This window comes from Methanosarcina vacuolata Z-761, assembly GCF_000969905.1.
Classification (GTDB): domain Archaea; phylum Halobacteriota; class Methanosarcinia; order Methanosarcinales; family Methanosarcinaceae; genus Methanosarcina; species Methanosarcina vacuolata.
The window spans coordinates 2856814-2882402 of record NZ_CP009520.1 but is presented as its reverse complement, the minus strand read 5'-3'; the positions used below and the strand labels follow the sequence as shown (position 1 = coordinate 2882402).

Annotated in this window: 19 protein-coding genes and 1 CRISPR repeat array; of the genes, 7 read left to right on the top strand and 12 right to left on the bottom strand. The window is 39.5% G+C overall.

Annotated elements, in window-relative coordinates; all coding sequences use genetic code 11:
- Positions 1–92 precede the first annotated feature (92 nt).
- Both MSVAZ_RS11915 and MSVAZ_RS20425 read left to right on the top strand, forming a co-directional pair.
- Complete coding sequence (locus tag MSVAZ_RS11915; RefSeq protein WP_082091121.1) at positions 93–1499, top strand: glutamate decarboxylase; 1407 nt, start codon at positions 93–95, stop codon at positions 1497–1499.
- Positions 1500–2087: 588 nt separating this feature from the next.
- On the top strand, positions 2088–2357 hold the full coding sequence (locus tag MSVAZ_RS20425) for a hypothetical protein (RefSeq protein WP_048121252.1): 270 nt from the start codon (positions 2088–2090) through the stop codon (positions 2355–2357).
- A gap of 58 nt (positions 2358–2415) precedes the next feature.
- Here the strand turns inward: MSVAZ_RS20425 and MSVAZ_RS11905 are convergent, their stop codons facing one another.
- Together MSVAZ_RS11905 and MSVAZ_RS11900 are read right to left on the bottom strand one after the other, a co-directional pair.
- A complete protein-coding gene (locus MSVAZ_RS11905; RefSeq protein WP_048121249.1) occupies positions 2416–3798 on the bottom strand; it encodes a M48 family metalloprotease in 1383 nt (460 codons plus the stop codon).
- A gap of 8 nt (positions 3799–3806) precedes the next feature.
- A complete protein-coding gene (locus MSVAZ_RS11900) occupies positions 3807–4328 on the bottom strand; it encodes a hypothetical protein (RefSeq protein ID WP_048121247.1) in 522 nt (173 codons plus the stop codon).
- A 179-nt stretch (positions 4329–4507) separates the two neighbouring features.
- Here MSVAZ_RS11900 and MSVAZ_RS11895 point away from each other — a divergent pair, with 179 nt between their 5' ends.
- Positions 4508–5869: a right-handed parallel beta-helix repeat-containing protein gene (locus tag MSVAZ_RS11895; protein ID WP_048121245.1), complete on the top strand. Its 1362-nt coding sequence runs from the start codon at positions 4508–4510 to the stop codon at positions 5867–5869.
- Positions 5870–6550: 681 nt separating this feature from the next.
- Here the strand turns inward: MSVAZ_RS11895 and MSVAZ_RS21295 are convergent.
- Positions 6551–7249 (bottom strand): formylglycine-generating enzyme family protein, encoded by a 699-nt coding sequence (locus MSVAZ_RS21295; protein WP_269746772.1) that lies wholly within the window; start codon positions 7247–7249, stop codon positions 6551–6553.
- Positions 7250–7794: 545 nt separating this feature from the next.
- On the opposite strand from MSVAZ_RS21295, the gene MSVAZ_RS11885 reads away from it, so the two are divergent.
- Positions 7795–8592, top strand: a complete 798-nt coding sequence (locus MSVAZ_RS11885; RefSeq protein WP_048121243.1) for a helix-turn-helix transcriptional regulator — start codon at positions 7795–7797, stop codon at positions 8590–8592.
- A 482-nt stretch (positions 8593–9074) separates the two neighbouring features.
- Complete coding sequence (locus tag MSVAZ_RS11880) at positions 9075–9695, top strand: restriction endonuclease (RefSeq protein ID WP_048121241.1); 621 nt, start codon at positions 9075–9077, stop codon at positions 9693–9695.
- A gap of 93 nt (positions 9696–9788) precedes the next feature.
- On the opposite strand, the gene pheT is transcribed toward MSVAZ_RS11880, so the two are convergent.
- The 5 genes from pheT to MSVAZ_RS11855 form a co-directional block, all read right to left on the bottom strand.
- A complete protein-coding gene (pheT, locus tag MSVAZ_RS11875; protein WP_048121239.1) occupies positions 9789–11417 on the bottom strand; it encodes a phenylalanine--tRNA ligase subunit beta in 1629 nt (542 codons plus the stop codon).
- A 158-nt stretch (positions 11418–11575) separates the two neighbouring features.
- A CRISPR array of direct repeats spans positions 11576–12725; the repeat unit is 32 nt; unit sequence ATTTCAATCCACACACCCGCGAAGGGTGCGAC.
- A gap of 52 nt (positions 12726–12777) precedes the next feature.
- A complete protein-coding gene (gene cas7c / locus MSVAZ_RS11870; protein WP_048121237.1) occupies positions 12778–13626 on the bottom strand; it encodes a type I-C CRISPR-associated protein Cas7/Csd2 in 849 nt (282 codons plus the stop codon).
- Complete coding sequence (gene cas8c / locus MSVAZ_RS11865; RefSeq protein ID WP_048121235.1) at positions 13623–15515, bottom strand: type I-C CRISPR-associated protein Cas8c/Csd1; 1893 nt, start codon at positions 15513–15515, stop codon at positions 13623–13625. The genes cas7c and cas8c overlap by 4 nt, the downstream gene beginning before the upstream one ends.
- The gene (gene cas5c, locus MSVAZ_RS11860) at positions 15512–16183 is read right to left on the bottom strand and encodes a type I-C CRISPR-associated protein Cas5c (RefSeq protein WP_048121233.1); all 672 of its coding nucleotides are present in this window, start codon (positions 16181–16183) and stop codon (positions 15512–15514) included. The genes cas8c and cas5c overlap by 4 nt, the downstream gene beginning before the upstream one ends.
- Positions 16184–16196: 13 nt before the next feature.
- Positions 16197–18527: a CRISPR-associated endonuclease Cas3'' gene (locus tag MSVAZ_RS11855; RefSeq protein WP_198146744.1), complete on the bottom strand. Its 2331-nt coding sequence runs from the start codon at positions 18525–18527 to the stop codon at positions 16197–16199.
- A gap of 549 nt (positions 18528–19076) precedes the next feature.
- Here MSVAZ_RS11855 and rnhB point away from each other — a divergent pair.
- Positions 19077–19748: a ribonuclease HII gene (rnhB, locus tag MSVAZ_RS11845; RefSeq protein ID WP_048121229.1), complete on the top strand. Its 672-nt coding sequence runs from the start codon at positions 19077–19079 to the stop codon at positions 19746–19748.
- A 174-nt stretch (positions 19749–19922) separates the two neighbouring features.
- On the opposite strand, the gene MSVAZ_RS11840 is transcribed toward rnhB, so the two are convergent.
- From MSVAZ_RS11840 to MSVAZ_RS11825, 4 genes are all read right to left on the bottom strand, one after another.
- Positions 19923–20948, bottom strand: coding sequence for a right-handed parallel beta-helix repeat-containing protein (locus MSVAZ_RS11840; RefSeq protein ID WP_048121227.1), 1026 nt, complete (start codon positions 20946–20948; stop codon positions 19923–19925).
- A 438-nt stretch (positions 20949–21386) separates the two neighbouring features.
- Positions 21387–22085, bottom strand: coding sequence for a phosphoribosylformylglycinamidine synthase subunit PurQ (gene purQ, locus MSVAZ_RS11835; RefSeq protein ID WP_048121224.1), 699 nt, complete (start codon positions 22083–22085; stop codon positions 21387–21389).
- A gap of 63 nt (positions 22086–22148) precedes the next feature.
- Entirely contained in the window at positions 22149–22400 is a 252-nt protein-coding gene (purS, locus tag MSVAZ_RS11830) for a phosphoribosylformylglycinamidine synthase subunit PurS (RefSeq protein WP_048118445.1), read from the bottom strand.
- 679 nt (positions 22401–23079) lie between these two features.
- Positions 23080–23361 (bottom strand): MarR family transcriptional regulator, encoded by a 282-nt coding sequence (locus MSVAZ_RS11825; protein ID WP_048121222.1) that lies wholly within the window; start codon positions 23359–23361, stop codon positions 23080–23082.
- Between the two features lie 231 nt (positions 23362–23592).
- Here MSVAZ_RS11825 and ilvD point away from each other — a divergent pair, with 231 nt between their 5' ends.
- Positions 23593–25254 carry a dihydroxy-acid dehydratase gene (gene ilvD, locus MSVAZ_RS11820; protein WP_048121220.1) on the top strand — a complete coding sequence of 554 codons (1662 nt, stop codon included), beginning with the start codon at positions 23593–23595 and terminating at the stop codon, positions 25252–25254.
- Positions 25255–25589 lie beyond the last annotated feature (335 nt).

Sequence of the window (25589 nt, the reverse complement as noted above, 5' to 3'; positions counted from 1 at the left end):
TGCATTCAATTGTTTCTCATTTTTTCGTTATTTTTCAAAGTAAGCTGTAAAAGGCAAAGTATTTTGCAATTGTGTTTTTAGGAGTTGAAGTCATGATTTCAAAGAAAGTAAATCTGGAAACTTTAGACGAGTCTAAAAAGTATCGTGTTGGAGCATACAGTGCCAGATATATCCCAAAGGTCAAAGAAAAAGGAATTCCAAAGTATGAATTCCCTGAAAAGGGAATGAGTCCAAGAGCTGCTTATCAACTGGTACATGATGAACAGAGCCTCGACGGCAATCCTTTCCTGAACCTGGCAAGTTTTGTCAACACATGGATGGAACCGGAAGCAGACCAGCTTGTCATGGAAAACATAAATAAAAACATCATAGATATTTTCGAATATCCTCAAACTGACAAAGTTATTCACAGGAATATTGTGAATATGCTTGGGCGCTTTTTTAATGGGCATCATACCGAATTCATGGGTACGGCAACAGCTGGCTCTTCAGAAGCTATAATGCTGGGTCTGCTGGCTCACAAATGGAGCTGGAAAAACTCAGGGCGAGGCACAGGCAAGCCAAACATAATTTTTGGAAATGACGCTCACGTTTGCTGGGATAAGTTTGCCAAATATTTTGACGTTGAAGCTAGAAAAATTCCTATAGACAAAGATGTACGTACAATTACGGCAGATGCTGTCTCAGAGCAGATTGATGAGAACACAATCTGTGTTGGTTGCGTTCTGGGAACAACTTTTACAGGAGAAATCGATCCTGTAAAGGATATTAATGATTTGCTTTTGGGATACAAGAAAGAAAAAGACTGGGACATACCCATCCACATAGATGCTGCAAGTGGCGGCTTCATATTGCCATTTACCGAACCTGATTTTGAGTGGGACTTCAGACTGGAAAGAGTAAAATCGATAAACGTTTCAGGACATAAATACGGATTAACTTATCCGGGTCTTGGCTGGCTGATTTTCCGTGACGAAAGTGACCTTCCCGAAGACCTGATTTTCCATGTGAACTACCTCGGAGAAATGGAAGATTCGTACACCCTGAACTTTTCAGGAGGCAGTGCAATGGTCGTGGCCCAATATTACAATATTTTAAGATTCGGAAGAGCTGGCTATACTGGGATAATGAAAAATATCCTTGAGGTTTCCCAGGATCTTGCCGAGAGGGTTGATAGACTGGGCCGTTTCGAAATTTTGAACAAAGGAGAAAGGCTTCCTATAATTGCTTTCAGACAAAAAGAGGAAACTGGTTATTCCCTGCAGCAGCTTTCGTATAAGCTGAGAGAGAAGGGCTGGATAGTTCCCGCATACTGTCTTCCGGAAAATGCGGCTGATATTGAGATAATGCGCATTGTCGTAAGAGAAAACTTCACTTCGGACATGGCAGCAATTCTTGTTAACGATATTGAAAATGCATGTCAGTTTTTTGAAAATGGTAGAAAATCCGAAACAAAAAAACCTTGCCCATCTGATGACGGTATGGTCCACATTTGCTGAAAATTTGCACCTCAGCAAACTTATTTTTTTTGAAAAAGAGGACCTCCAAAGTTGATTACGGATTTAAGCGTCTCTATGACGTGGAGCGTCAGTATCTTAAGTCCTTCCTTAGCTGGTCGTCGAGTACTTGGAAAGCTATTGTCTGAATGGCAACAACACTATGACTCTCAAAGATCTCTGCCAGAAATAAATCTATGAAACTAAATGAATAGTCCGGGAAAAGAAAGAAAAACCTTTCACTTCTACCTGATGAACAAACGACTCGTACACTTTAAGTGATGAGATCTTCAAAAAGGCTACTTTTGAAATGGTAAATAGCAAAAACGACGTGGGGTGTTGGCCAAAAGTCCTTACGCCTGCGCCTGGCCGAAAACAAGAGTTTCTTCTGGGTTTTTTTAAATTAAAGTTGTGCTTGCGAACTCCGATGCAGGATGCGATTTCACTGGAATTAAACTTCCTTAACCACCCTGAATCCCAGGCTATTTAACTTTTTATCCTGGGCCGCAAAAAGTCTTTCAGCCGACCGGCAGCAGCCTGCGTTTCCATTCCAGCCTCCGCCTCTCCTTATCCTTACTGGAGTGGATACGCTTGGAAAAGGATTTTCCCAGATACTTGGTTTTTTCAGGCCTACAGGATGGATTTCAAGCCCTGAATTCTCCAGAAACCAGGCGTATTCTACGCGTTTTGATTCTTTATCTCCGAAAGATTAAGGTAGTTGAGTTTCTGGCCCTGGCTGAATATTCCCATTTTGATTCTATACGTTCACTTCATATACCTATAATTGTAATTCACATGGCTAGAATAGAAGACCCTTCAAATTTTGAAATAAAAACTAAGTCTAGAAGGCCACAAGTATAACCCTCTATGACTTGCTCTCAAATAATATCAAAAGAGAATAGTGAATACTTTAATAAAATTAAGCAATAAAGTATCCTAAAATAAACAAGCAAAATACAACTCCAGCACCCAAGATATATTCATTATAATCTTCCCAATTTGGAAGTTCAACTTTTCCTGAAAAAAAATTGATCCAATAAACTGACATAGTCGGCCACAATAGAATAAAAAAAGCACTAAAAAGCCATATATTATAGACTATGCGTAAATAATTCCCTGTACTTATATCTAATACTTCCAGAGCATCAGTTATTTTTCTTTCCCCAATAGAATAAGTTGTCAAAACCCGGACAAAAGGCTCTACCAGTGTTATGAAGTAAGCAAGTGGAAATATTAAAAGAAATACCAATGTACTTTCCTTTTTTTTAGTGTCTTTTATCGCCCATTTCCTGAGCCATTTTGGAGGGTGAGAAACCTGTGATATGAGCCAATTGACAATCGACACATCTTCAGAGATTCTATCTAAAGCCTTTGCCGGAGCATCTGGAGAAGTTGACTTCCTTTTCATAAATCTGTCTGCATTCATTTCTGCACACCAAATTCCAGCAATAGGTGGAATGAAAGTGTTAATTGTCCATAACAGCAACCAGAATATGGGTAATAATATCCCAGGAAGTGTAACAAAGAGGTGATATTTAAATCTGTAAATAATTGTTGAAAATAAAAAAGTTAGAAAACTAAAAATAATCTCTTTTATAGGCATTCCGTTATCTTTCATAATATCTAAAAAAATGAGCTCTTGATTAACATTATTAGAAAAAAAGGTAACTTCTTGGTTAGTCATATTCCAAATAAATGGAATTATGAAAAAAAGTGTAGTAATAATTAAGCAGTGTCTAAGAACCCACTCAAAAAAGCTTCCTGCGCCTATTATGAAAGCATCTCCATTTCGATAGTGTCCAATTTCGTGTAAGAGAATAGATTCTGCAACTTTTCGGTCTAATTTCCAGAGTATTAGAATGCCTCCGAATAGAGCTAGGGAGGTTTTGTGGTATCCTGAAGTGTATAAAAAACAATTCTGATTAAAAAGGCCAAAATTAGCTTTAATCTGTATATTTGGAACATGAACTTTCAAGAAATATTCAATATCTGCGCCTGTCTGCTTCATTCTTTCAGGCAATTTCAGTAAAGCGGAATTTTTTTCAACAAGAGAGAATCTTCTTTCTAGCCGATGTGCACGGATTTTTGGAAAAAATACAGTAATGACCCCTAAAAACAATGCTAATGAAGGCAATAGTTCCGGGATGTTTGCAAGAAATAAAGGGTCTGAAACATAAATGAGGTCTATAGAGTACGATTTCCAATAATTTAACTCGATAGGAAACATCAACAAATAGGATATTAGCCAAAACCACAGCCAGGGTGGTAACGCACAGTTCTTTTGAAGCATTTCTTTACTCATTTAGGAATTCACTTTTTAGACTTTGATACTTCTTTTACAAAACAAATAGATCCTGAAGGTTCTTCAAGTAATCTCAACAGAGTATGATATGCAGCTATTTCACACTTCTCTTTTGGAAGCCCGGATTTTGAGACCTCGTCTGTAAAAATCTCTAAGAAATTTTTTAAACTTGTACGAAATTCCTCGGGCAAAACTTCCATTCTCTTTTGATTAAAAGATGTTGTTTCGTGCTGATCTTTCATTTCATTCAATATACTCTGTATATCTTTTATAGGAGATACAGGAGATAGAATCTGAGTAATCAATTGAGCAGTATTTGCTATACCCTGCAATATCAAAGGAAACAACATTATAGCTTCTGTGCCGCCAAACCCTCCAAGTACATTTTCCTGTTGTTTGGAGAAAAGACTTTCTCTTTCATTTCCACCTTGGATGAAGGCTTCCGTTATTAATGGAGCAAAATCTACTTCTTCTGGCGCTGCAACCTCTGCTATTTTTGTGGACCAAATCTCAACTATATCTGAATTCATCTTTTTGCCCTTCTAATATATTAATATAAGAAATGTAAGAGATCAGATATTTGAGCTTTTCTAATGTTTAACATAAATAATAAATTAAAATCAAATAATTTTTCAAATATTAAACGCTTATAGGTTGAGAATCATATTTTTGAAATATTGCTACCAAATTATAGATTAATGGTGTTAATATGTTAAAATTAAGAGACAATACAACTATTTGTATTCGTATTCTGCTATTTCTCTTTATACTACTTCTGATTACGGAAAGTGCCAAGGCTTCTACCTTAACTGTAAGCAAAGATGGAAAAGCTGCTTATTCGTCGATACAAAAAGCCGTCGATTCTGCATCAGAAGGTGACACAATTTTTGTCAACTCTGGTACCTATATAGAAAATGTTGATATTGTTAAAAGCTTGATAATTAGATCAGTATCTGGACCCGAAAATACAATAATTAAAACTTCCAGTGATGAAGATTTTATATTTAACGTTACTGCAGATAATGTAACTATAAGCGGTTTCACTATAACTGGCTCAAGGTTACCTTATGCTGGGATATACTTTTATAAGTGTCACAATTCAACGATTGTTAGTAATGATCTTCTTAATAATAATGACGGAATTTGGCTAGAATTTTCTAGCAATACTAAAATTTTAAACAATGCAGCAAGCTCTAATGGAAATCAGGGCATTTTTCTCAATTGTTCCACAGATATTATAATTGAAAATAATACAGCAAATTCAAATGGTTTTGATGGAATTACTCTAGATAACTGTAGTAGAAATGAAATTCTTAATAATATTGCAAATTTGAATAAAGGGTCAGGCATCTCTCTTTATTCCTCTACATATAACACAGTTGAAAATAATTCTATAACTTTAAACGAGTTTTCTGGAATTACTCTAAGTAATTGTAGCAAAGATAATGTAAAAAATAACAGTGCAATTAAAAATAAAATGGAGGGTATCTTTCTTGAAAGATCAACTAGTAATCTTCTTTTTAATAATATTGTAAATTCAACTGAATATTCGGGGATTACTCTTACAGAATCAAATTACAACGATATAAAAAATAATTATGTTTACTCGAATCGGGATTGTGGAGTCTCGATCTCTAGTTCCAGCAGTAACATACTTATTAGTAATACTGCAGAAAAAAATTATTTTGGTACTTATCTGAAAGATTCAACTAATAATTCTCTTGAGAGTAATAGTATATTAAAAAATTCAGAAGGGATTTATCTAGAGAACGCACCTGGCAATAAACTCTCCGCCAATAAAATATACTCTAACAAATATGGTATTGACACATGTGAATGTAAAGACAATAACGAATATAATATAAATGAGATAGATAATAATATCATCGGGTTTTATATTGAAAGATCTAATGATAATATAACAGGTGGTAATATTTTTAAAAATAATAAAAATGATATTGAAAAAGCCCCAACTAGTAAAATATTGCCAAAGTTAATTTTTATTGGTGTTGCTTTAATTATTTTGTTAACCGTTATTATTATCTCTTTAAAAAAAAGAAAAGAAAAATGAAATCTAATTCATTTGTATTCGGTTAAGAAATCTGTTAACGTCAAAATGACTACTGCAATCATCTATGCATCTCGATTTACATTTATAAGTTTACAGAAAAAACAACAAAAATAACACATTTTTAATAGATCGTATCTTAATCGAATACAAATGAAGATATACTCTAAAATTTGTAACTATTCAGCCTATATAATACAGAATCAATAGCCATCTTTGCAAAAATTCAATAGACAAATTTCTGCAAATTGATTTTATGGAACTGTTGGCAAATGACTGCGTTTCTTCTTCTTCTATAGGTTATTTCTTTGATTTCTTGCTTTCACTAGAATCAATATCAATAGACATATTTAGATAGGCTGAATAGTTACTAAAATTTTATCTTTATTTTGCTATTACTGCCTCTTAGACCCTTAGTTCCGCATTTTTAAGCACATAAATGTAGTTTGATATCGATACATGTGCTTAAACTTAAGCACATCATATGTAAGGTAAAAATTTCTAAATCGTAATCATATGACCTCGCAGAGATACAGAAAAGCATATATGCGCCTAAAAATGCGGAAGTTAGGTTAGACCAATAAAACCGGATTAATCAAACTCTGTATACGACATAAACGCAATAAAAATCAAAGTTGTGCTGGCAAACTCTGATGCAGGATACAGGATGTGATTTCACTGGAATTAAACTTCCTTAACCACCCTGAATCCCAGGCTATTTAACTTTTTATCCTGGGCCGCAAAAAGTCTTTCAGCCGACCGGCAGCAGCCTGCGTTTCCATTCCAGCCTCCGCCTCTCCTTATCCTTACTGGAGTGGATACGTTTGGGAAAGGATTTTCCCAGGCCCTTCCATCTTCCGGGGCGCCTTTGTAGCTGATATGGTACTCGTCCTGTACCCATTCCCCTGCATTTCCATAAATATCGTAAAGTCCCCAGGGACTTGGTTTTTTCAGGCCGACAGGATGAGTTTCAAACCCTGAATTCTCCAGAAACCAGGCATATTCTGTAAGTTTCGATTCATTATCTCCAAAAAAATAAGCGGTTTCAGTTCCTGCCCTGGCTGCGTATTCCCATTCGGCTTCAGTTGGAAGGCGGTAGATTCGGGAAATTCCATCTGCATTTTCCAGAGCATTGAGTTTCCGGAAAAAGACCTGAATCTCATTCCAGGAAACGTTTTCAACCGGGTGCTTTTCGCCCTTGAAGTACGCAGGATTGTCCCACATGACTTTTTGCCATTGCTCCTGTGTGACCGGGTACCTGCCAAGGTAAAAAGGCCTTTCGATTGTTACTTTATGCACAGGGCTTTCCCAGAGCTTCCTTCGTTTTTCACGCATTGGAGAACCCATGTTAAATTCTCCAGCAGGAATCAGGACAAATTCCATTCCAATAGAGTTAATTATTGAGCTACCGGACAAATTATTCATTGAGTTATTCATTGAGTTATTCATTGAGTTATTCATTGAGTTATTCATTGAGTTATTCATTGAGTTATTTATCGAGATTATTGGGTCATTGACCAAGTTATTTATTGAGTTTCTCATTGAGTTGTGGACTACATTGTCTATTGGGTTATTCACCGAAATACCATAACTGTGGATTGAATTACTGATTGAACCATTAACCAAACAGCCAGATTTAAGAGGTTCAATTTCTTCAGAATCTTTGTAATGTAAAGAGAATTTTTTTTCAGGAATCAGTGTTCTCACCACATTAATTTAATAACCAAAAACCTGCTCTAAAAATCGAAAATATACTTCAAGGTTTATCTTTTTTGTTGTTGCTACTTCTTAAACCAATAAAACTGGACAAATCAAATCCTGCATAGAACATAAAATACAATAAAATAGTTAAATACAGTGGGCTTATAATCAAAAAGTTTTTATGATATTGGTATAGAGGCAAAGGTAGAGACCGGAAGTGAGCAAAAATGAAACACTGCCTTCTTAACCTGATTCTTTTTTCGGGTAGAAGAAAAGATATTTTACTACTCTTAAATGAAAAATCAAGAGACTTCGGTGAGATAAAAGAATCACTTAACGTGACCTCCAGTTCAATCCAGCTCCATTTGAAAAAAATGAAAGATTCCGGCCTGATAACCCAAAAAAATAAAATATACAGTTTGTCCGATATCGGGGAGATAATAGTTGAAAATATGCAGCCTATGCTCAGTATGGCTGGGCTTTTAGAAGAAAATACTGAGTACTGGCTGAGCCACGACTTAAGCTCGATTCCTGATTTCCTGCTGGAGAGAATAGGCGAACTCGGGCACTGTGAGCTACTGGAACCTGACGCCGGACACATTTTTGAAACCCCACAAATACTCCGGGATAGTATTCTAAGCTCAAGGGAGATACTGACCTTTGCAGCTTATTTTCACCCTCAAGCTCCTTCACTTTATACAGAGCTTGCGGAGAGTGGAGCTGAAATCGCACTCTGTATGACCGAAAGTGTTGCACAGCGTTTATTTTTAAATAATCGTATAGAAGCAGAGAAACTGTCCAGAGCCATGAACTCCAGGCTTTTTATATCACGAAGGTCAACAACAATCCCATCTCTGATTGTAACGGATAAGGTCGTTGCATTTAAACTCTTTGAAAACAATGGAAAATTAAGAGACCAGCTAATCCTGTCTTTTGGGGAAAGAGCCCTGTGCTGGGGAAAAGAGCTCTTCAAGTACTATATGGAAGCAGCCGAACCTCTAAATGAGAAATCTTTCCTTCAGTAGCACCTGATTAAGGCTCCGATTGTACTGATTTAGATCTCCGGTAACAGATCACACGGATGTAATTTTGTAGTAACTGCCCACCGCAAGCGCATCAAGTATGTCATTCAAGACTTTTCAAAAACCCTTTTGACAAAAACTGCTTGTCCACAATCCTTTTCAAAAAATGCTTGAGCGAAAACGACGGGACAGCATTTGAGTTTGAGGATCTTATCCCCAAACCCTATCGGCGTGATCAACCGGCGCAACGGTTTGTGATCAACTCGGCGCAACGGCTGTGGCACAATCCTTTTCAAAAAATGCTTGAGCGAAAACGACGGAGCATCATTTGGGTTTGAGAACCTTATCCCCCAACCCTATCCGGCGTGATCAACCGGCGCAACGGTTGATTGACAACCAATTATAAGAACCTGGAAAATGGTAAATTGGGAATATAAGTAGAATTTCTAGAAAAATGCAAAATTAAAACGAAAAGGGGGAAAGTCATGAAATTCTGGTTACTTAAAGCTGCAGGCACCCTGGAAGATGAAGAGCTGATTCTGGAAAACAGCATAATTACAATCGGGTGGTCTGAACTTCCGGATTTGTCCAGTATTAAAGACGAAGGACAGGTAAAGAAACTAATTCTTGAGAAATATCCCGGGATGCAGGACGAGCGTAGTTCTGCCTGGGCAGGAGAGATTTACTCTTTTATCACAAAAATAAAGAAAGGAGACCTTGTGGCGGTCCCACTAAAAACCAGGAACGAGATGCTGATTGGAAAAGTTACCGGAGATTATGAGTATCGGCAGATAAGTGATTTTGTCAGGCATATCAGGAGTGTGAGCTGGTCTAAAACGATCCCGAAGGGAGATTTCGAGGAAGAATACGATGTTGACCTCAGTTCTCCTGAGACACTTTTCCTTATAGAAGCAGGCCCTGAAAAGTTTTCAGAGACAACTGAGATAAAAACCCTGGGGGTCCTTCTTGAAGAGCTTAACTGTACCCTTGATGAACTTGGCTCCCTGAAAGAAAGGCTGCTTGAACTTACTTACAGGCTAGCTGAGACTGAAGAAATATCCGAAGTCCAAAAAATCGCAGCCGAAATGGAGAAAATGCTGAAATAAAAATGTGCTGAAATAAAAATGTGCTGAAATAAAAGTGAAGGAAATAAGAGAGAAGAGTCTCTTCTCAACTTAAAATCTAATTTTTAACCAATATTAACCAATAAGGTCATTGAGGTCAAGTTCAAACCCGACAACTGCGTATCCAAGGGCAAAATTGTTTATGACCTCAGGATGGAATTCTCCAAAGACTCCGAGTTTTTTGCCTCTGACGTAAACATCAGCCCGCCTGCCTTCGAGGAATGCGGGATCTTCGGACTCTTTTACCTCGTAGGAAAGCATCATTTCCCTCATCAGAGCGTCTACAACCTCATAGATCTCGGTAAAGTTGGCCTGAGGGTGAATCGAGACTGCAGCTACGTGCTGGCCGGTTATTTCGTTATTTGCGACCTCGCCGAACTCGAAAATCTTCTGAGGCAATTCCCTGTGCTGGTTTAAGGCAAGAATCTCAAGGAGGTTCGGAAGCAGGGTTGTCCTGATCATTGTCTGGTCTTCGCTGATCGGGTGAAGCACATAGGTAACATCATCCGTTTTTGGCCTGCGCATGTTATCGAAGTTAATTTTTTCGTTGGTAAGCGTAAACGGCATGACCTCATAGTAGCCGAGCCCTACCATTATCTCGTTTACGGGAGCGCGAAGTAAGGAAATCGGGTGAGACTTTCCTGGGGTATAAGTTTCAGGAATACTTACTTTGATGTTTTCATATCCATAACCCTTGGCAATATCCTCTACAAGGTCGTAGTTATGAAGAATATCGGCCCTGTAAGCCGGGACTTTTACTTCGATGGTTTCTTCGTCAATGGCTTTTGCTCCAAAGCGCATTCTCTCAAGCTGTTTAACGATTTCTTCTAAGGAGAGTTCCATGCCCAGAAGGTCTTTTACTTCAGTCTTTGTAATGAACCTGGTCTTCGGTTCAAGGTCAGGCAGGATAAGTTCTCCGGAGTCGGGCCTGATAACCTTTACGAATTCGATCTGGCCACCCCTTTCCGCAAGGGCGGTAACAACGATATTCAGGGCGGTATAAACGGCTTCTCCAAGTCCAGTGACATCGATAAAGAGGTCGGTTGTACGCTCGGTCACACTTGTAAGTGTCCCGTTAATGATAGGCGGGAAGGAAAGCACGTTATCGTTTGAGTCCAGGATTATTGGGTATTTCTCAAAGCCCCTGACAAGATGTGCAAATCTCGTGCCTTTTGGGTGCTTTTCCAGGATTTCGGTCATGCTCATTTTTTCGGTGTAGTCCAGTGGCACGAACTCAAAACCCGGATCTACGGCCATATACCTGAAAGGCGGCTTAACGTTCGAGAGGTCATGTACGCCTATAGACACTTTTTTCCTGTTTCTTCCAAGCCCCCAGTGCAGGTCTTCCTGAAGGTCCATAAGGGATTTTATGGACGAGGATGTGAATTTTATGCCCCTTACAACCGCACACCCAAGAAAAGGCCTGATTCTAAGGATCTCCTCACTGACCGAGATCGAAACCCTGGGCGGCTTTATCTCATATTCGGACAGTCCGGTCTCAAGGTCCAGAAAACCCCGCATTGCCCTGGCTGCTCCTTCCACACTGTAAAGGTCAGGCCTGTCAGGGAAGAACTCGATATCTATAGATTCCTCTTCAACTCTTTCGATATCTGCCCCTATCATGGGCGCTCTTTTTATGATGGTTTCCTTATCGGTTCCTGTGAGTTTTTCAAGGTCGTCGTACTGTAAGGTAATTACTGGCATAGGTGATTCATCTCGTCTTTTGCTCGCTAACTTAACCCAAAACATACTCAACTTCAGATTTAATGTTTTTGTTTCGGAGGGTGTTTGAAGAACCTCAACGCGGATTTGAAGCTCTGGAAGTCTGCAGGCAGAAAGCCTGGTACGCTTTCGCTCCTTTAATTTCAATCCACACACCCGCGAAGGGTGCGACAAATGACCCATGTAACCAGTATAGACGCAGTAATTTCAATCCGCACACCCGCGAAGGGTGCGACATAAGGTTTCTTGACAACGGTTTGACCTTCAACCCAATTTCAATCCGCACACCCGCGAAGGGTGCGACCGTCCATTAGTAAGCCTTTCCCTCTCTTTTTATATTTCAATCCGCACACCCGCGAAGGGTGCGACAATAATACCTGGTGTTATCTTGCTTCATGATGTATTTCAATCCACACACCCGCGAAGGGTGCGACGTATAATCTGTAGTTTATTCTTGCATCGGTCTATTTCAATCCACACACCCGCGAAGGGTGCGACCAATAGAAGAGCTAAAAGAGTTAATCCTTTTAAAATTTCAATCCACACACCCGCGAAGGGTGCGACGGGTTTTTTATCTCACATCTCACCAGCTAGTAAAATTTCAATCCACACACCCGCGAAGGGTGCGACAACTGGAATTACTGGATGATGGGTCTGCAAAGAGATTTCAATCCACACACCCGCGAAGGGTGCGACGCTTCCGTGACTTATTCTTATGTGGATGTTGAGGATTTCAATCCACACACCCGCGAAGGGTGCGACAACGGAATTTGATATCTTTCTCCGTAATTTCAATTTCAATCCACACACCCGCGAAGGGTGCGACAGTGCGGGATCTGTTCTATCAATCTTATATATTGATTTCAATCCACACACCCGCGAAGGGTGCGACTATTTAGAGTTTGATACTGTCGTTCCCTTAATTGTAATTTCAATCCACACACCCGCGAAGGGTGCGACGTCAGAAAGAAGTATACGTAGTCTTTTTTCACCTATTTCAATCCACACACCCGCGAAGGGTGCGACAAATGGGATATATGTACATCTCATTTTCTTACCTTAATTTCAATCCACACACCCGCGAAGGGTGCGACCTCAAAACCGTATGTCCAGGCGAGGTCATTATATATTTCAATCCACACACCCGCGAAGGGTGCGACGCCCCGCCGAGAGCACTTTTCCCACATGTCCACCAATTTCAATCCACACACCCGCGAAGGGTGCGACCTGGAAAAGATGTAATTCTCCAATGGGAGTTATTTCAATCCACACACCCGCGAAGGGTGCGACTGTTGTATGCCTGACAACGAGAGCAACTCATCTTCGGCATATTTCTTTTCGATCATAATTTCTCAATTAATTCAATACCATTCGGCATGTCATCTGCAATTGTTACTTTATAATCTGCAAAAGAACGAGAAGGCATATCACAGGAAAGCCTTTCCACCTTCACTTTATCGAAAAGGACATGAGACTGACAGCAGCCAAGTTCACTGTTATGCTTGAAAACAATAAGTTTTCTTGCAGACATTTTTCCCCTTGCTGCCGAATGATCATGCTCAAACATATTGACCAGGCTGTCCCAGAGAAGTTCAAGATCATCTTCTGTAAATTCGGTCTTTTTAGCCAGATGAGCGGAGACATATCCTTCTGCGCGATACAACCCATACGGCACAATCTGTTTTTTGCCCATAGTCTGACCTTTTTCAGCATCTTTCTCATTGGTGACGGCACAACGAGTAACTGTTACTTCTTGCTGGAAAATTGGATCAATGCTGCGTGCAAAACTGAACTGTACAGGCCCTCTAACCTGACCACAGTTAATCTCTGTTGTCATTACAGCACCGAATGTCCGAATGTCAAAAAAATTCTGACACATGAATTTTGTCAGTTCGTCATCTTTGGGTTTTTTGGAATCTGGGTTTATTCCAAGGTAATCATAGGCCTTCTTGTGCTGACTATTGAGGACAGCACCGGATTTAACATAGATCTCATATCCTGCGTTTCCACTTTTCACAAGATCAACATAATCTCTGACCTTTCTCTTCAGACAAACATCGGTAACAATTCCATTACCTGTCTGTGGATCAACCCTGGGCATATTTCCCATATCAGGATCGCCGTTAGGGTTTCCATTCTCTACATCAAACAACAGCACAAATTCATATCGATTCTTGATTATTTCGCTCATAATGGCACCTCCTTATTTGATGGAACCTCTTTTTTCGTGAAAAAAGCCTTACGTTGGTGATAGTAACCAAGCATGAACATACCCTGATCTTCAAGATTCAGGTACGCAGGAAACTCATCCACGCCTTCCAGAATTTGTTCAATCAACTGATTAGACCTGAAACCCCATTCTGATTTGGCAATGTGGTGTTGTGCAAGTTTTAACAGCACAGGAAATACAACAGCGGGTGTTGACGAGGCGCTGCTAAAGTACTTACTGTTAATGGTGCTCTTCATCTCTCTGTTCGTATCATTCTGTGCCTTTTCAAGAGCGGCAAACAACCTTCCTAAACGATATGGCACACTAGAACTTTCCTCGTTTAAACTCATGGTAATCAAATCCTGACTCAAATTCGATAATCCAGCTCTGCTCAATCTGAGTAGATATGCTTTGATAAAACCAGCTCTGACAAAATTTATTGAGCCATCTACTTTAACACGGCTCAGGATTGCACTATATAATGAGATAGGATAGCCTGTGTCGGTAAGAATCGAGCGCAAAATAAGACCACCAAGAAGTGGAGAAACTGTTTTTTTGTCAGAACTCTGAGGGACTGTCTCATTCAACAGGCGATATACTGAGACATATCTTGGACCATAATCATCTCTGATAACTTCCATGTCCAGATGGTGACGAGCCACTTTTTCAATCAAACTCCCAATACTGGCAACATACCAGAAACGTACAGCAAGCCGTGCATTATTGGGAGACAAACCAAGAATATAGAAATTCGTCTCTGGATCTGCCCCAATGTCCTCTTGATTTACTTTCTTGCCGATTCTGACCTTATTGAGAATTTCCTCTATTTCTTTGACTGTGGTTATGTCCTGTACTCGAGAGCCCTCTACATTTTTTTCTTCTTTTTTCTCTGGTTCTGGAGGGTCAAAAAAGAATTTAACAAGTTCTTCACAGGATTTTTCACAGGATTTTTTACTTGTCTCAGCCCAGAAAACAACTGTAGTATCCGCAATCCTTATCCTGTTACTGGGACTTGAAAGAAGATGATTCAGGGCAGTTGTATACTTAAACATCGCGGATTCGCTGATTGGAGAATTAAAACTCTGTTCTTTTCCATAAGAACAGAAAGCATCGTTATTGAAACTGACAATGGAAGCTCCTGCCGATTGAGCCCCGACAACACCTTTTATCTTTTGATGTATCTTGGCTACCGGCTCTACTTTTCCACTTATCAGGCACTGGGCAAACGTGCTGCCAGTTTCATTCTGAGAGTAAGTTTCCCAGGCGTTTCTAACCGCACTTTTTTCATGCAAAAAATTCCCGTTACACTCAAAAACACAGTTTCCGCCAGCAAGAATATCATCTTTGTACTCTCTGGTCTTTGGATTTTCGAGGAACTCTTCTGGATTCCATCCATCCAGAAAAGAAAGGAATCCGCGGACTTCTTGATCATTAAGACCATCCAATATACTATGGTGAAGTGTTTTGAAAGCCTCAAAGCACTCTCTGGAACGCTGATGGACAAGAGTGACTTCTTTATCATTTTCCTCAAGTATTTTATAGTCATCAGTACTGTTCTTTGAATTCAAACTAAATTTCTTCTCAAATTCACTTTTTTTTACTTTTTCGACACCAAAAACATACTTTGCATTTTCACAGACAAAATATGGAAATATACCGTTAGCGCGGGACTTCTGGATAGGCACATTAATATCTTTGGGTTTTGGCTTCTTGTCATCACTTCTAAGATCTATAATATGCGAAAGAATGCCATCAGGAGAAATGACAAGGGAAAATGAGACTTTAGCGCTGCTATATCCTAGCTTTGGAATATTTGCGTTCTCGTCTTTAGCAAGAATATCATAATAGCGGCAGAGTGATTGGATGATCATGAGACTCCCCCGCTAGACAGACATTTCTGAACATCAATAACTCCGTCCACCATACAGGCGCGGAAAAAGACGGCTTTCATCTTGTCAGAAAAGTCAATATCATAAAGCATGAACCCAAGATCTTTTTTTCCTTCTTTTTTTCCATAATAATAAGACACGGGAACTTCATTCTCAATTAACTCAAACTGAACCGGAAACTCACGACAGCCAAAATAAGGGTGATGAAAACATTGTCCTTTTCGCATCCGTCTAAGTGCGATATTGTAGTGTTTTTCGACTGTATCGTCGGGACCTGCATGGTCTGTCATCTCAAAATGAGCCTCAATAACATAGCAGACGTCACGCAAAACAAGGGAAGCCCTTTGAACAGTATCCTCGGTGGAGTCCTGATAAAGGGCAACATCATTTCCTTTGAATGCAGCTTTCACGTTACCTGCAAGTATTTTTCCCGGCCTTTCGTTTCTGCGGATGTTGTCAAACTTTATCGGGTTCAAAACGTGAATTCTATCAATTTTCCAGAAAATCGCAGGCTTCCAGTAAATTGCTTCAAGAATACCTCGCGCTGCTGAGGGAGTTATGACATCATAACTTACACGTTCAACTTTCATTTCAGGTCGTGTAAAGCAGGCATAATCTCCCCATACTTTCAATTTGATTCCAAATCCCATTCAAATCACCTCCTTAAGCAATCAGCAATAAGTCTTCATCATTATATTTTCGGTTTAAAAGTCCAGTATCTTCAGAATAATAGTCATCCAATTTCTTCAAAACAAAAAATCTATCATCTATCGAAAAGATCGCATTGCTTTTTTCGAGTGCCTTGAACTCTTCTACATAAATGCTTACTGTATATCCCTGTAGATTTCGAATGTACTTCCCAGGCAATCCAGTCTGTTGAATCTGTTTGATAATGGATCTGGCTTTCTCATCATAAGGAATAATGATATCTCGCGTATCATTCTCAATAAGGTTGAATACATTGGCTACATCCTCAAACGGAAATGCAACATCCTTCAGTCTCTCTTCAAAAGCGGGCAGAACTCTCTTTTTATCAAGTCCGTCGCCTTCATATGAATAAAGTTTCTCAAAATATCCATCCACAGCCGGGAGCGATAACGGGTCATCCCATTCATCAAAGACCATGCTTCCAATCTCAGCAACCCGGCTCTGCCAGTGCGTTGCCTTTCCATAATCTTCAGTAGATCGAAAAACATAAACTTCTCCAGAAGCCAATTTTCCTTCGCGGTTACATCTCCCAGAAGCCTGACAGACAGAATCAATTCCAGACATTGCCCGATACACAGCGGGAAAATCAATATCAACTCCAGCTTCTATCAGTTGGGTGGAAACAACCCGGCATTCAGCCCCTTTTCTCAGTAAATCTTTGATCTCTTTCAGTTTCTTTCTCCTCTGAACCGGACACATTCTTGCACTCAGGTGATAACAACTATTTGATTTAGAAAGTTGTCCATACAGATTCTGTGCATGTTTACGTCGTGTGTTAACGATACACCGAACTTGTTTATGCGCTTTTAACTTAGCTGAAAGTCTTGCACTCAGGTGATAACAGTTATCTGATTTAGAAAGTTGCTCATACAGATTTTGTGCGTGTTTACGAGTATTAACAATACACAAAACTTGGTTATGTGCTTTTAGCCTGGCTGAAAGGTCACTGTCGGATATATTTCCCAAATCTGCTACATGAACTCGCCTGAAAGCTTCGTACAGCTCCTGAGGTGAGTGTATAATCTCAACAGGCTTTACGCGCTGGTCCAGAAGCTCATTGAGATTAGGCTGAGTAGCCGTACATATAACGACCGTTGATCCATAATTGACTACCAGTTCAGAAAGAGCTGCAAGACATGGTTTTAAAAAGCTCGTAGGTAGCATTTGGGCTTCATCAAGAATTATTACACTCTTTGCAAGATTATGCAGCTTACGACATCGAGAAACTCTATTGGAAAAAAGAGATTCAAAAAACTGGACATTGGTTGTAACAATAATAGGAATATCCCAGTTTTCAGATGAAAGTTTCAATTTCTCCTGTGCAACATCAGTATTTTCAGATTTTTCATTTTTCGGATCGTAGTTGCTATGGTGTTCAAGCACGTTTTTGTTTCCAAAAATTTCGCGGAATATATCTGCGTTCTGTTCTATAATGCTTGTATATGGTATAACATAGAGAATTCTGTTCAAATTATGCTTTTTCAAATGGTTCAGGGCAAATGCCATTGATGAGAGAGTTTTCCCTCCACCTGTAGGAACAGTCAAAGAAAACATCTGTGGAGGTAATTCGGCTTTCTCTATACATTGTTCATAGATTTCTCTTCGATATCTATTAATCGAATTTTCTGCAGCTGTTGAAAGTTTGGTTTTCATGTAGTTATCAAATTTTGTGAAAAGCTTATCGAACGACTCATGCTGTCCTCTGAAATAAGATTTGTCAGGTGAAATAAATCGTTCTGTATCAAGAAAATCAGCATCAACCAGGCATGAGAAGAGCATACGGGTATAAAACGAAATTGCAAATCCTATCTTATTGTTGATAGGTGTAAGACTGGGACGAACTTTGTTCAGATCTGGAACTAAAATTTCACTTTTATATGCAGAGTAATCAGATAAAATAGGCCTTGATAAGCGTTCATCGAGTCCACACTCTTTAGTCCCATAATTGAGAAGGCCTCCATGATGCCCGGTTATGATATATTCCAGAATACGACTTTGAAATATTCCGTAGAGTTTTCTAGCTTCTTGTGCGCCTGCAGTAGAATGATCGACTCTGATCTTGACTCCGTCTAAACGTCTCTGAAATTCGGGGGAATATTTACCAATATCATGCAGTAAACCCGAAGCATATCCAAATTGTTCTGCATTGAATTCTCTAGAAAATCCTGAGGCAATATCTGCTACATTTTCCAGATGAACTTTTAGGGGTTGCCAATCAGACTTATCTTGTCTGTCTGTAGAGTGGGCATAGTACATAGTTATTTCACTGTGCTCTTTTTTGTACATCGACTTTGCTTCTTATGATACAGAGGCAGGCCATATAATTAATATAAATATCATGAGTGAAAAGTTAAATATGGAAGATAAAATATCATTTTTTAAGGATGTACATGAGAAGATATTCAGGATTCCAACTAAGAAAGAAATGTCACTATATTGGAAAAGCTTCCTAATTCTTTAAACACCTTGAAATCTGCCTCGGCTCTTTAACTTCCACAGTCTTCTTTTAAAATAATAAAGTAAGTTTCCTTTAAGATATTTAACAGTTAAGTTTTTCTATTTCACCTAGTATTTATTTAAAAGTAAAAATATAAATATCGCATTATATATAGTTGAAACTTTATAATATTTGTTTCATAAAAAACCTGCTAATTATCTGTGAGAAACTAAAAATGAGAAGTGAAACTGCATCAAGCTATTAAGTTCAAATTAATGAAGGTTTGTTTTCATAGGATTCTAATAGAGCTCCATATTAATACTTTGTAAACTATACCTTTACCTACTTTTATAAATAATAAGAAGCTCTCTTTCTTCAAATCAGGAGGCAGCCGGAAAATGATGATCGCAGGAATTGATGAAGCCGGAAAAGGCCCTGTAATCGGGCCCATGTGCATAGGAGGCGTAAAAATTGAAGAGTCCAGAGCCCATATCCTTAAAGTCCTGGGAGTCGCAGATTCCAAGAAACTGACACCAAAAAAAAGGGAACAGCTCGCAACTCAGATTAAAAAACATGCAGATGGCTTTTTTGTTCTTGAGGTCAGCCCTTCCCAGATTGACGAACTCCGCAAGATCATGACAATGAATGAAATCATGGTGGTCTGTTTTTCAAAAGTGCTTGAACAGCTAAAACCTGACCTCCTATATGCCGATGCTGCTGATGTCAATGCAGAGCGTTTTGGAGCCAACCTCCGCAGGCAGTACGCAAAAACCAGCCCTGACCACGCAAAGGAAATAGATATAATTTCCATGCATCAGGCCGATGCTATTTATCCTGTTGTCTCGGCAGCCTCTATTATTGCAAAGGTGCGCAGGGATGAGCTTATCGAAGAGCTTAAGAAAGAATGGGGCCTCGACTTCGGCAGCGGTTACCCCTCAGACCCGAAGACAAAAGAATTCCTGTTGAACTGGGGAAAAGAGCACTCCGGGGAGTTCCCTGAAATAGTCAGGCAGTCCTGGCAGACTGTAGAAAATATCAGGGAAGAACTGAAAAAAGCCGAACTGAAGTGAGTATTCGGGAAACTAAAAAAGGAGAGCTGAAAAAAAGAAAAAATTAAAAAGAAATCAAGCTGTTTTTGTTTTTAAGCTCTCACCAGCAAAAGTTTAGCAGATTTCTTTATTTAGTACTCTTTACAACATTCCAGTGTAATTGCTACTTATATTTCATTACTTAGATCTCATATTTCATTGATTATTTGAGGAAACGTTATTTGCCAGAGGCATGTAGTCTATGCTTCCAGTTGTCTGGTTAACAACATAAGGAGTGTCACCTATACCGTTTCCGTCAGCATCTGTTCCGTTATAATCTTTCCACTTATTGCCTGCTGAACTGCTGTTCCAGGAATTCGTTCCTTCATCCACTGCATTGATGAAGTTGAAGAATTTATTGAGGAAAATCATATTACTGGTAGCCCCTCTAAGATATATTCCAAGGCCATTCATGGAAAGGCTGTTATTAGTCAGAGTATTAGATTCTGCCATATTTTCAAGTACTACTCCATAACTGTTTTTTGAAATGGAATTGTTTTCAAGCATGTTAGTTCTTGAAGTGCCAAGCAGGAGTCCTATATCGTTTGATTTTGCAGTGTTATTCATGAGAGTATTGTTAGTAGAGTTATCCAGCAGGATTCCCTCGTCATTTGTCTCTACCAGGTTGTTTGACAACTTGTTTTCGTTTGATCTGGAAAGAATGATTCCTGTCGAGCCAAGACATATCTGATTGTTGTCAAGGAAATTGCCTTGAGAATTTTCGAGGCCAATGCCGACATCATTTAACATCAGGGTATTGTTACTTAAGGAACAGCCCTGAACGCCTTCAAGGTAAATCCCTACTTCCTTATAAGCATCAATTCCTGAAGGACCTCCCATAATATGGAAACCGGTTATTTTCACATTATTTGATTTAATACTGAAGACGTCATTTGCCGGGATTGCGCCTATTACATAGGTACGGTTCGCTCTGTCGCCCGAAACATCAGTTTTTGAGACAATTGCAAGTTCTTTAGTTACATTTACATTTTCTATGTATATGCCAGGGCTTACAACAATCGTATCCCCGTTCTGTGAATTATTGACAGCCTCTTGAATCGAAGTATAATTTTCTCCCCCGTTAATTCCTACGGTAAAAGCCGCAGCACTTGCCTGGGTAGCTGTTGCACCTAGCACAAGAAGAAAGATTATACAGATTTTTTGGATTGATTTCCCTTTCATGAACTAATACTCCCCTTAATTCTAAATTATATATATAGAAATACAATTTTTGTTTTTATAATAACTCGTATGAATAATAATCTCTAATAATAAAATGATTTTGAAACATATTTTCTGAAAAATAAACCTGAATTTGTTTTTGCCTGTATAATCAATAGGTCCACTTGGCATCGAAAATTGAATACAATGTCAAAAATATTAAATTTTGAGTCCAGCATGATTGTCTAAGAAAAAAATAGAGGTCATGAAAAGGAATTCAAGACAGATATAAGAGAGTAACATAGGAGTGTAAAAGAGCAAATTCGTAAAACTGGATAAATTATGTTAAAAACAAAGAAGTCCAGAAAAATAAAAGTAAAGAAAAATGCGGAAATATAGGAAAATAAAATTGGAATATCCCAAATTTTTATAGATTTTTATATATATATTAAAAAGTTCTTAGAAATTCTCAGAGATATAATCCACCATGGACTCGAAAACCCGCAGACCATCGTCTGAGCCCAGGATTGACTCGGAGGCTCTCTCTGGATGGGGCATGAGACCTAAGATATTTCTTGAAGTGTTTACAATTCCTGCAATATTTTCTAGGGAACCATTAGGATTAGCTGCATCCGTTACTTTTCCGTTTTCATCCACATAACGGAAGACAACCTGCTCGTTTTCGTCAAGCTCGGCCAGAGTTTTCTCTTCGGCATAGAACTGACCTTCCATATGGGCAATAGGCATTCTGATAACCTCGCCTTTCCTGAACTTCGAGGTGAAAGGCGTATCAACGGTCTCTACCCTGAGGTTAGTCCAGTGGCAACGGAATTTCGGGTACTCGTTAGTTGTCAGAGCTCCTTCAAGCACCCGGGCTTCGGTAAGAATCTGGAAGCCGTTGCAGATTCCAAGCACAGGCTTGCCTTCGGCTGCAAGTTTTTTTACTGAGTTCATTATTGGAGTGCGGGCTGCAATTGCTCCTGCCCTGAGATAGTCCCCATAGGAGAAGCCTCCAGGGACGACGACTCCGTCAAAACCTGTCAGATCTTCCTGTTTGTACCAGACAGTCTCGGCGTCCACACCCACAACGTCTTTAAGGACATGCAGGACGTCCTGGTCGCAGTTTGTGCCTCCGAACTGAAGTATGGCAATTTTCATATTTTTCCCTCAATTTTCAAAGCTTTGGCTTTTTCTTATGCCTCAATCGCTTATCCACACGCCTCAGTTAAGTTCCTTGAGCTCGATTGTATAATTATGGATAATTGGGTTTGCAATTAGTTTCTGGCACATCTCATCAACTTTCTGGTTTGCAATCTCGGCAGACTCGGCCTCAAGCACGATTTCATACAGCTTTGCGGTCTTTACGCTGCTGACCTGATAGCCAAGTTGTCCGAGAGCCCTTTTTGCGGTAGTGCCTTCAGGGTCAAGCATACCTGCTTTCTGTTCAATTCTAACTGTTGCCTGGTACTGCATTTATAAGCCTCAATTTTAAATTTTGAAATTAACTGAATGTCCCCGCTTTTCGGGACTCGAATGCGGGATTAAATAAATAGGTAAATTTCAGTTTGCACTATAATAATTATAAGGGGTTTGATTTATTTTTTGGCGAGAACTATAGTGTAGGTTTCCCGAATATATCTTTTGTTTATTTTTGGGCGTTAGCTGGTTTTTAACTCGCCTTACCAGCGCCGATTTCAAGGGAAATAAGGATAAAACATATTTAATCTTATGGGTTTCAGTTTGTTTTGGCTACCGGCTGGCTAAGTGATAAAAATAGAGATTTTGATAAAGTACTGAATGCTTATAGGTTCCCTAAATACCATTGAACTTGTCATTTTTCGGCTCCCCTCTAAAACTCAAAACTTCCTCTAAGATTCAAAAATCATTTTAAAATCCAAATATTACTCTAAAAATTTAAACCTACTTTAAAAATCCAAATCATTTACTGGCCTCTGGGGCAACAAATCATACTTTAAAAAAGTATAAATGACTACATCAGGTCAAACTTCCCCGAAAATAAACATGGTTGCTGGAGTTTTGTCTGCCAAGCGATAAAACTACGTGAAAACAAAGGAAATAAAAACAAAGGAAACAAAAAATAAAAAAATAATTTTGGGAAGCTTTAACTTCCCTTGATTCTTACTACTCAGACTTAGTTCAGCATCTGATTAATTTTGCTGTAAAAATCTATAATAACACTAGTTGCCTCATTGTCCATATTCAGCTGAAAAGTTCGGATTTGCTTACCCAGGGGTTTTTCCTGAACAATGCCTGAAAGAACCAGAGGTGTGATAACCCTTGATACGCTGGAATGAGACAGGCCAGTTTCTTCAGCTATCCCTGAAAGATAGGTTGGCTCGTCCTGGTTTTCTATCAAGTTCTTAAGAACTGTCATCTGTGCGGTTTTTCCAAATATTTTTTCCATTGAATCCATTGATATCATCTCAGAGGTGGCTATTCTCTATAAGTGATTTCCAGTCCCAATAACTGTTGACGGTTAATAAACCTATCTTCTAATTTAATAGGTTAGAGGTCTGTACAAATAATCCTAATATTTGGATGATCTATTCTCTCGAGAATGTAATCTTCTAACTTACCTCAAGCGCGTAAGTAGTATATACATTATAACTTTTATCCTCACCACGAAATTATATGGAGATTTAACATGAGAAGCGATATCATCAAAGAAGGACCGGAAAGAGCCCCCAATCGCTCACTTTTAAAAGCGACCGGAGTCACAGATTCCGAGATGAGAAAGCCGTTTATCGCAGTTGTCAATTCCTGGAATGATATAATTCCTGGCCATATGCACTTGAAAAAACTTGCTGAGGCTGTAAAAGCCGGAATCAGAAATGCGGGGGGAGTTCCTTTTGAGTTCCATACCATAGGAGTCTGCGATGGAATCGCAATGGGACACGAGGGTATGAAATATTCCCTTCCTAGCAGAGAAATTATTGAGGATACAATTGAACTGATGGTTAAAGCTCATCAGTTTGACGGTATGGTCCTCATTCCCACATGTGACAAGATTGTGCCAGGTCACCTTATGGCAGCAGGCAGGCTTGATATCCCTGCAATTGTTGTAACCGGAGGGCCTATGCTCCCCGGATACATAGATGACGGTCACAAAGATTTCATCTCAGTCTCCGAAGGAGTCGGGGCTCATAGAGTAGGCAAGATTTCAGACGACGACCTTAAAAGGCTTGAAAATTTTGCATGTAATGGAGCGGGGTCCTGTGCAGGGATGTTTACAGCAAATACTATGGCGTGTATGACTGAAGCGCTTGGCCTGAGCCTTCCAGGCTGTGCAACTGCCCATGCAGTGGATGCAAAAAAGGTCCGAATTGCCAAGGAATCCGGTGAACGTATCGTCGAAATGGTTAAAGAGAACCTGACTCCCAGAAAGCTTGTCACTTTTAAATCTTTTGAAAACGCGATAATGGTAGACATGGCAGTCGGAGGGAGCACAAATACCACTCTGCACCTTCCTGCCCTTGCCCATGAATTCGGGCTGAATCTCCCTCTTGAGAAATTTGATGAACTTAGCCGGGCAACTCCTCATCTGATCTCACTTCGTCCTGGAGGGTCAAACTTCATGTTGCACTTTGACAGAGCAGGTGGAGTTCAGGCAATTATGCAGAGGCTTTCCCCTAAGCTGCATCTGGAACAACGTACTGTTAACGGCAAGACTATCGGGGAGAATCTGAAAGAACTGGACATTGTTAATCCGAAGCTTAATAAAGAAATTATTGGAACTCTTGAAAATCCAATTCATGCTCAGGGAGGAATTGCAGTCCTGAAAGGCAGTCTTGCCCCTGGAGGCTCGGTTGTAAAACAGGCTGCAGTTGATCCAGGGATGCATGTTCATACAGGCCCTGCGCGGGTTTATGACGGTGAAAAAGCTGCTATGGAAAATATCCTTGCAGGCAATGTGAAACCTGGAGACGTTGTTATCATACGATACGAAGGTCCGAAAGGCGGCCCTGGAATGCGGGAAATGCTTGCAGCTACAGCCGCACTTGGAGGTATGGGACTGCTGGAATCTGTGGCTCTGATAACTGACGGACGCTTTTCCGGAGGTACTCGTGGGCCCTGCATAGGGCATGTCTCCCCTGAGGCTATTGAAGGAGGGTCAATTGCTCTTGTAAAAGATGGGGACATGATCGAAATCAATATTCCTGAAAGAGCCCTGAACCTGAAAATTTCAGACGAAGAACTTAAGCAGAGGAAAGCTGCCTTTGTGCCTCCGAAAACCGAGATCACAGGTTACCTTGCCAGGTACCAGCGCTCAGTCCATTCCGCAAACACAGGCGGGATAGTTGACTAAGTTGTCTGATTATGTTTAGAAGTATTACGTGTTTGGAGAGCTTTTTTCTCCATTATTTTTTTAATTATTTTCTACTTCAAGTGTTTTTGGAGAGATGATTTCAGTACTTTCCTGTAGTCATTTAATCCCTCGGACTATGGGCTAAATTTTAGTTTTTTGAAATACACAATAAGTTGTCAAGACTCGTTTAGGTTCAAAAGCTAGCCGTTTTGTCGTTGATTTTAGCGATTTACCTACTACTTTTTTTTCAAACCTGAAATCCAAAGAATTAAGCAAAAGACCAAACGTTTTTATGTCCAGGAAAACAAGTGCTGCTGTTAGTGCCTTGAGGCATA

Excerpts from the sequence above, each read along its gene's own strand:
- MSVAZ_RS11895 (WP_048121245.1), top strand. The coding sequence starts at position 4,508 with ATGTTAAAATTAAGAGACAATACAACTATTTGTATTCGTATTCTGCTA.
- MSVAZ_RS11900 (WP_048121247.1), bottom strand. The coding sequence starts at position 4,328 with ATGAATTCAGATATAGTTGAGATTTGGTCCACAAAAATAGCAGAGGTT.
- MSVAZ_RS11885 (WP_048121243.1), top strand. The coding sequence starts at position 7,795 with ATGAAACACTGCCTTCTTAACCTGATTCTTTTTTCGGGTAGAAGAAAA.
- MSVAZ_RS11840 (WP_048121227.1), bottom strand. The coding sequence starts at position 20,948 with ATGAAAGGGAAATCAATCCAAAAAATCTGTATAATCTTTCTTCTTGTG.
- MSVAZ_RS11905 (WP_048121249.1), bottom strand. The coding sequence starts at position 3,798 with ATGAGTAAAGAAATGCTTCAAAAGAACTGTGCGTTACCACCCTGGCTG.
- cas7c (WP_048121237.1), bottom strand. The coding sequence starts at position 13,626 with ATGAGCGAAATAATCAAGAATCGATATGAATTTGTGCTGTTGTTTGAT.
- pheT (WP_048121239.1), bottom strand. The coding sequence starts at position 11,417 with ATGCCAGTAATTACCTTACAGTACGACGACCTTGAAAAACTCACAGGA.
- rnhB (WP_048121229.1), top strand. The coding sequence starts at position 19,077 with ATGATGATCGCAGGAATTGATGAAGCCGGAAAAGGCCCTGTAATCGGG.
- MSVAZ_RS21295 (WP_269746772.1), bottom strand. The coding sequence starts at position 7,249 with ATGGAATTTGTCCTGATTCCTGCTGGAGAATTTAACATGGGTTCTCCA.
- cas5c (WP_048121233.1), bottom strand. The coding sequence starts at position 16,183 with ATGGGATTTGGAATCAAATTGAAAGTATGGGGAGATTATGCCTGCTTT.
- MSVAZ_RS11825 (WP_048121222.1), bottom strand. The coding sequence starts at position 23,361 with ATGGATTCAATGGAAAAAATATTTGGAAAAACCGCACAGATGACAGTT.
- purS (WP_048118445.1), bottom strand. The coding sequence starts at position 22,400 with ATGCAGTACCAGGCAACAGTTAGAATTGAACAGAAAGCAGGTATGCTT.
- MSVAZ_RS11855 (WP_198146744.1), bottom strand. The coding sequence starts at position 18,527 with ATGTACAAAAAAGAGCACAGTGAAATAACTATGTACTATGCCCACTCT.
- purQ (WP_048121224.1), bottom strand. The coding sequence starts at position 22,085 with ATGAAAATTGCCATACTTCAGTTCGGAGGCACAAACTGCGACCAGGAC.
- ilvD (WP_048121220.1), top strand. The coding sequence starts at position 23,593 with ATGAGAAGCGATATCATCAAAGAAGGACCGGAAAGAGCCCCCAATCGC.
- MSVAZ_RS11915 (WP_082091121.1), top strand. The coding sequence starts at position 93 with ATGATTTCAAAGAAAGTAAATCTGGAAACTTTAGACGAGTCTAAAAAG.
- cas8c (WP_048121235.1), bottom strand. The coding sequence starts at position 15,515 with ATGATCATCCAATCACTCTGCCGCTATTATGATATTCTTGCTAAAGAC.
- MSVAZ_RS11880 (WP_048121241.1), top strand. The coding sequence starts at position 9,075 with ATGAAATTCTGGTTACTTAAAGCTGCAGGCACCCTGGAAGATGAAGAG.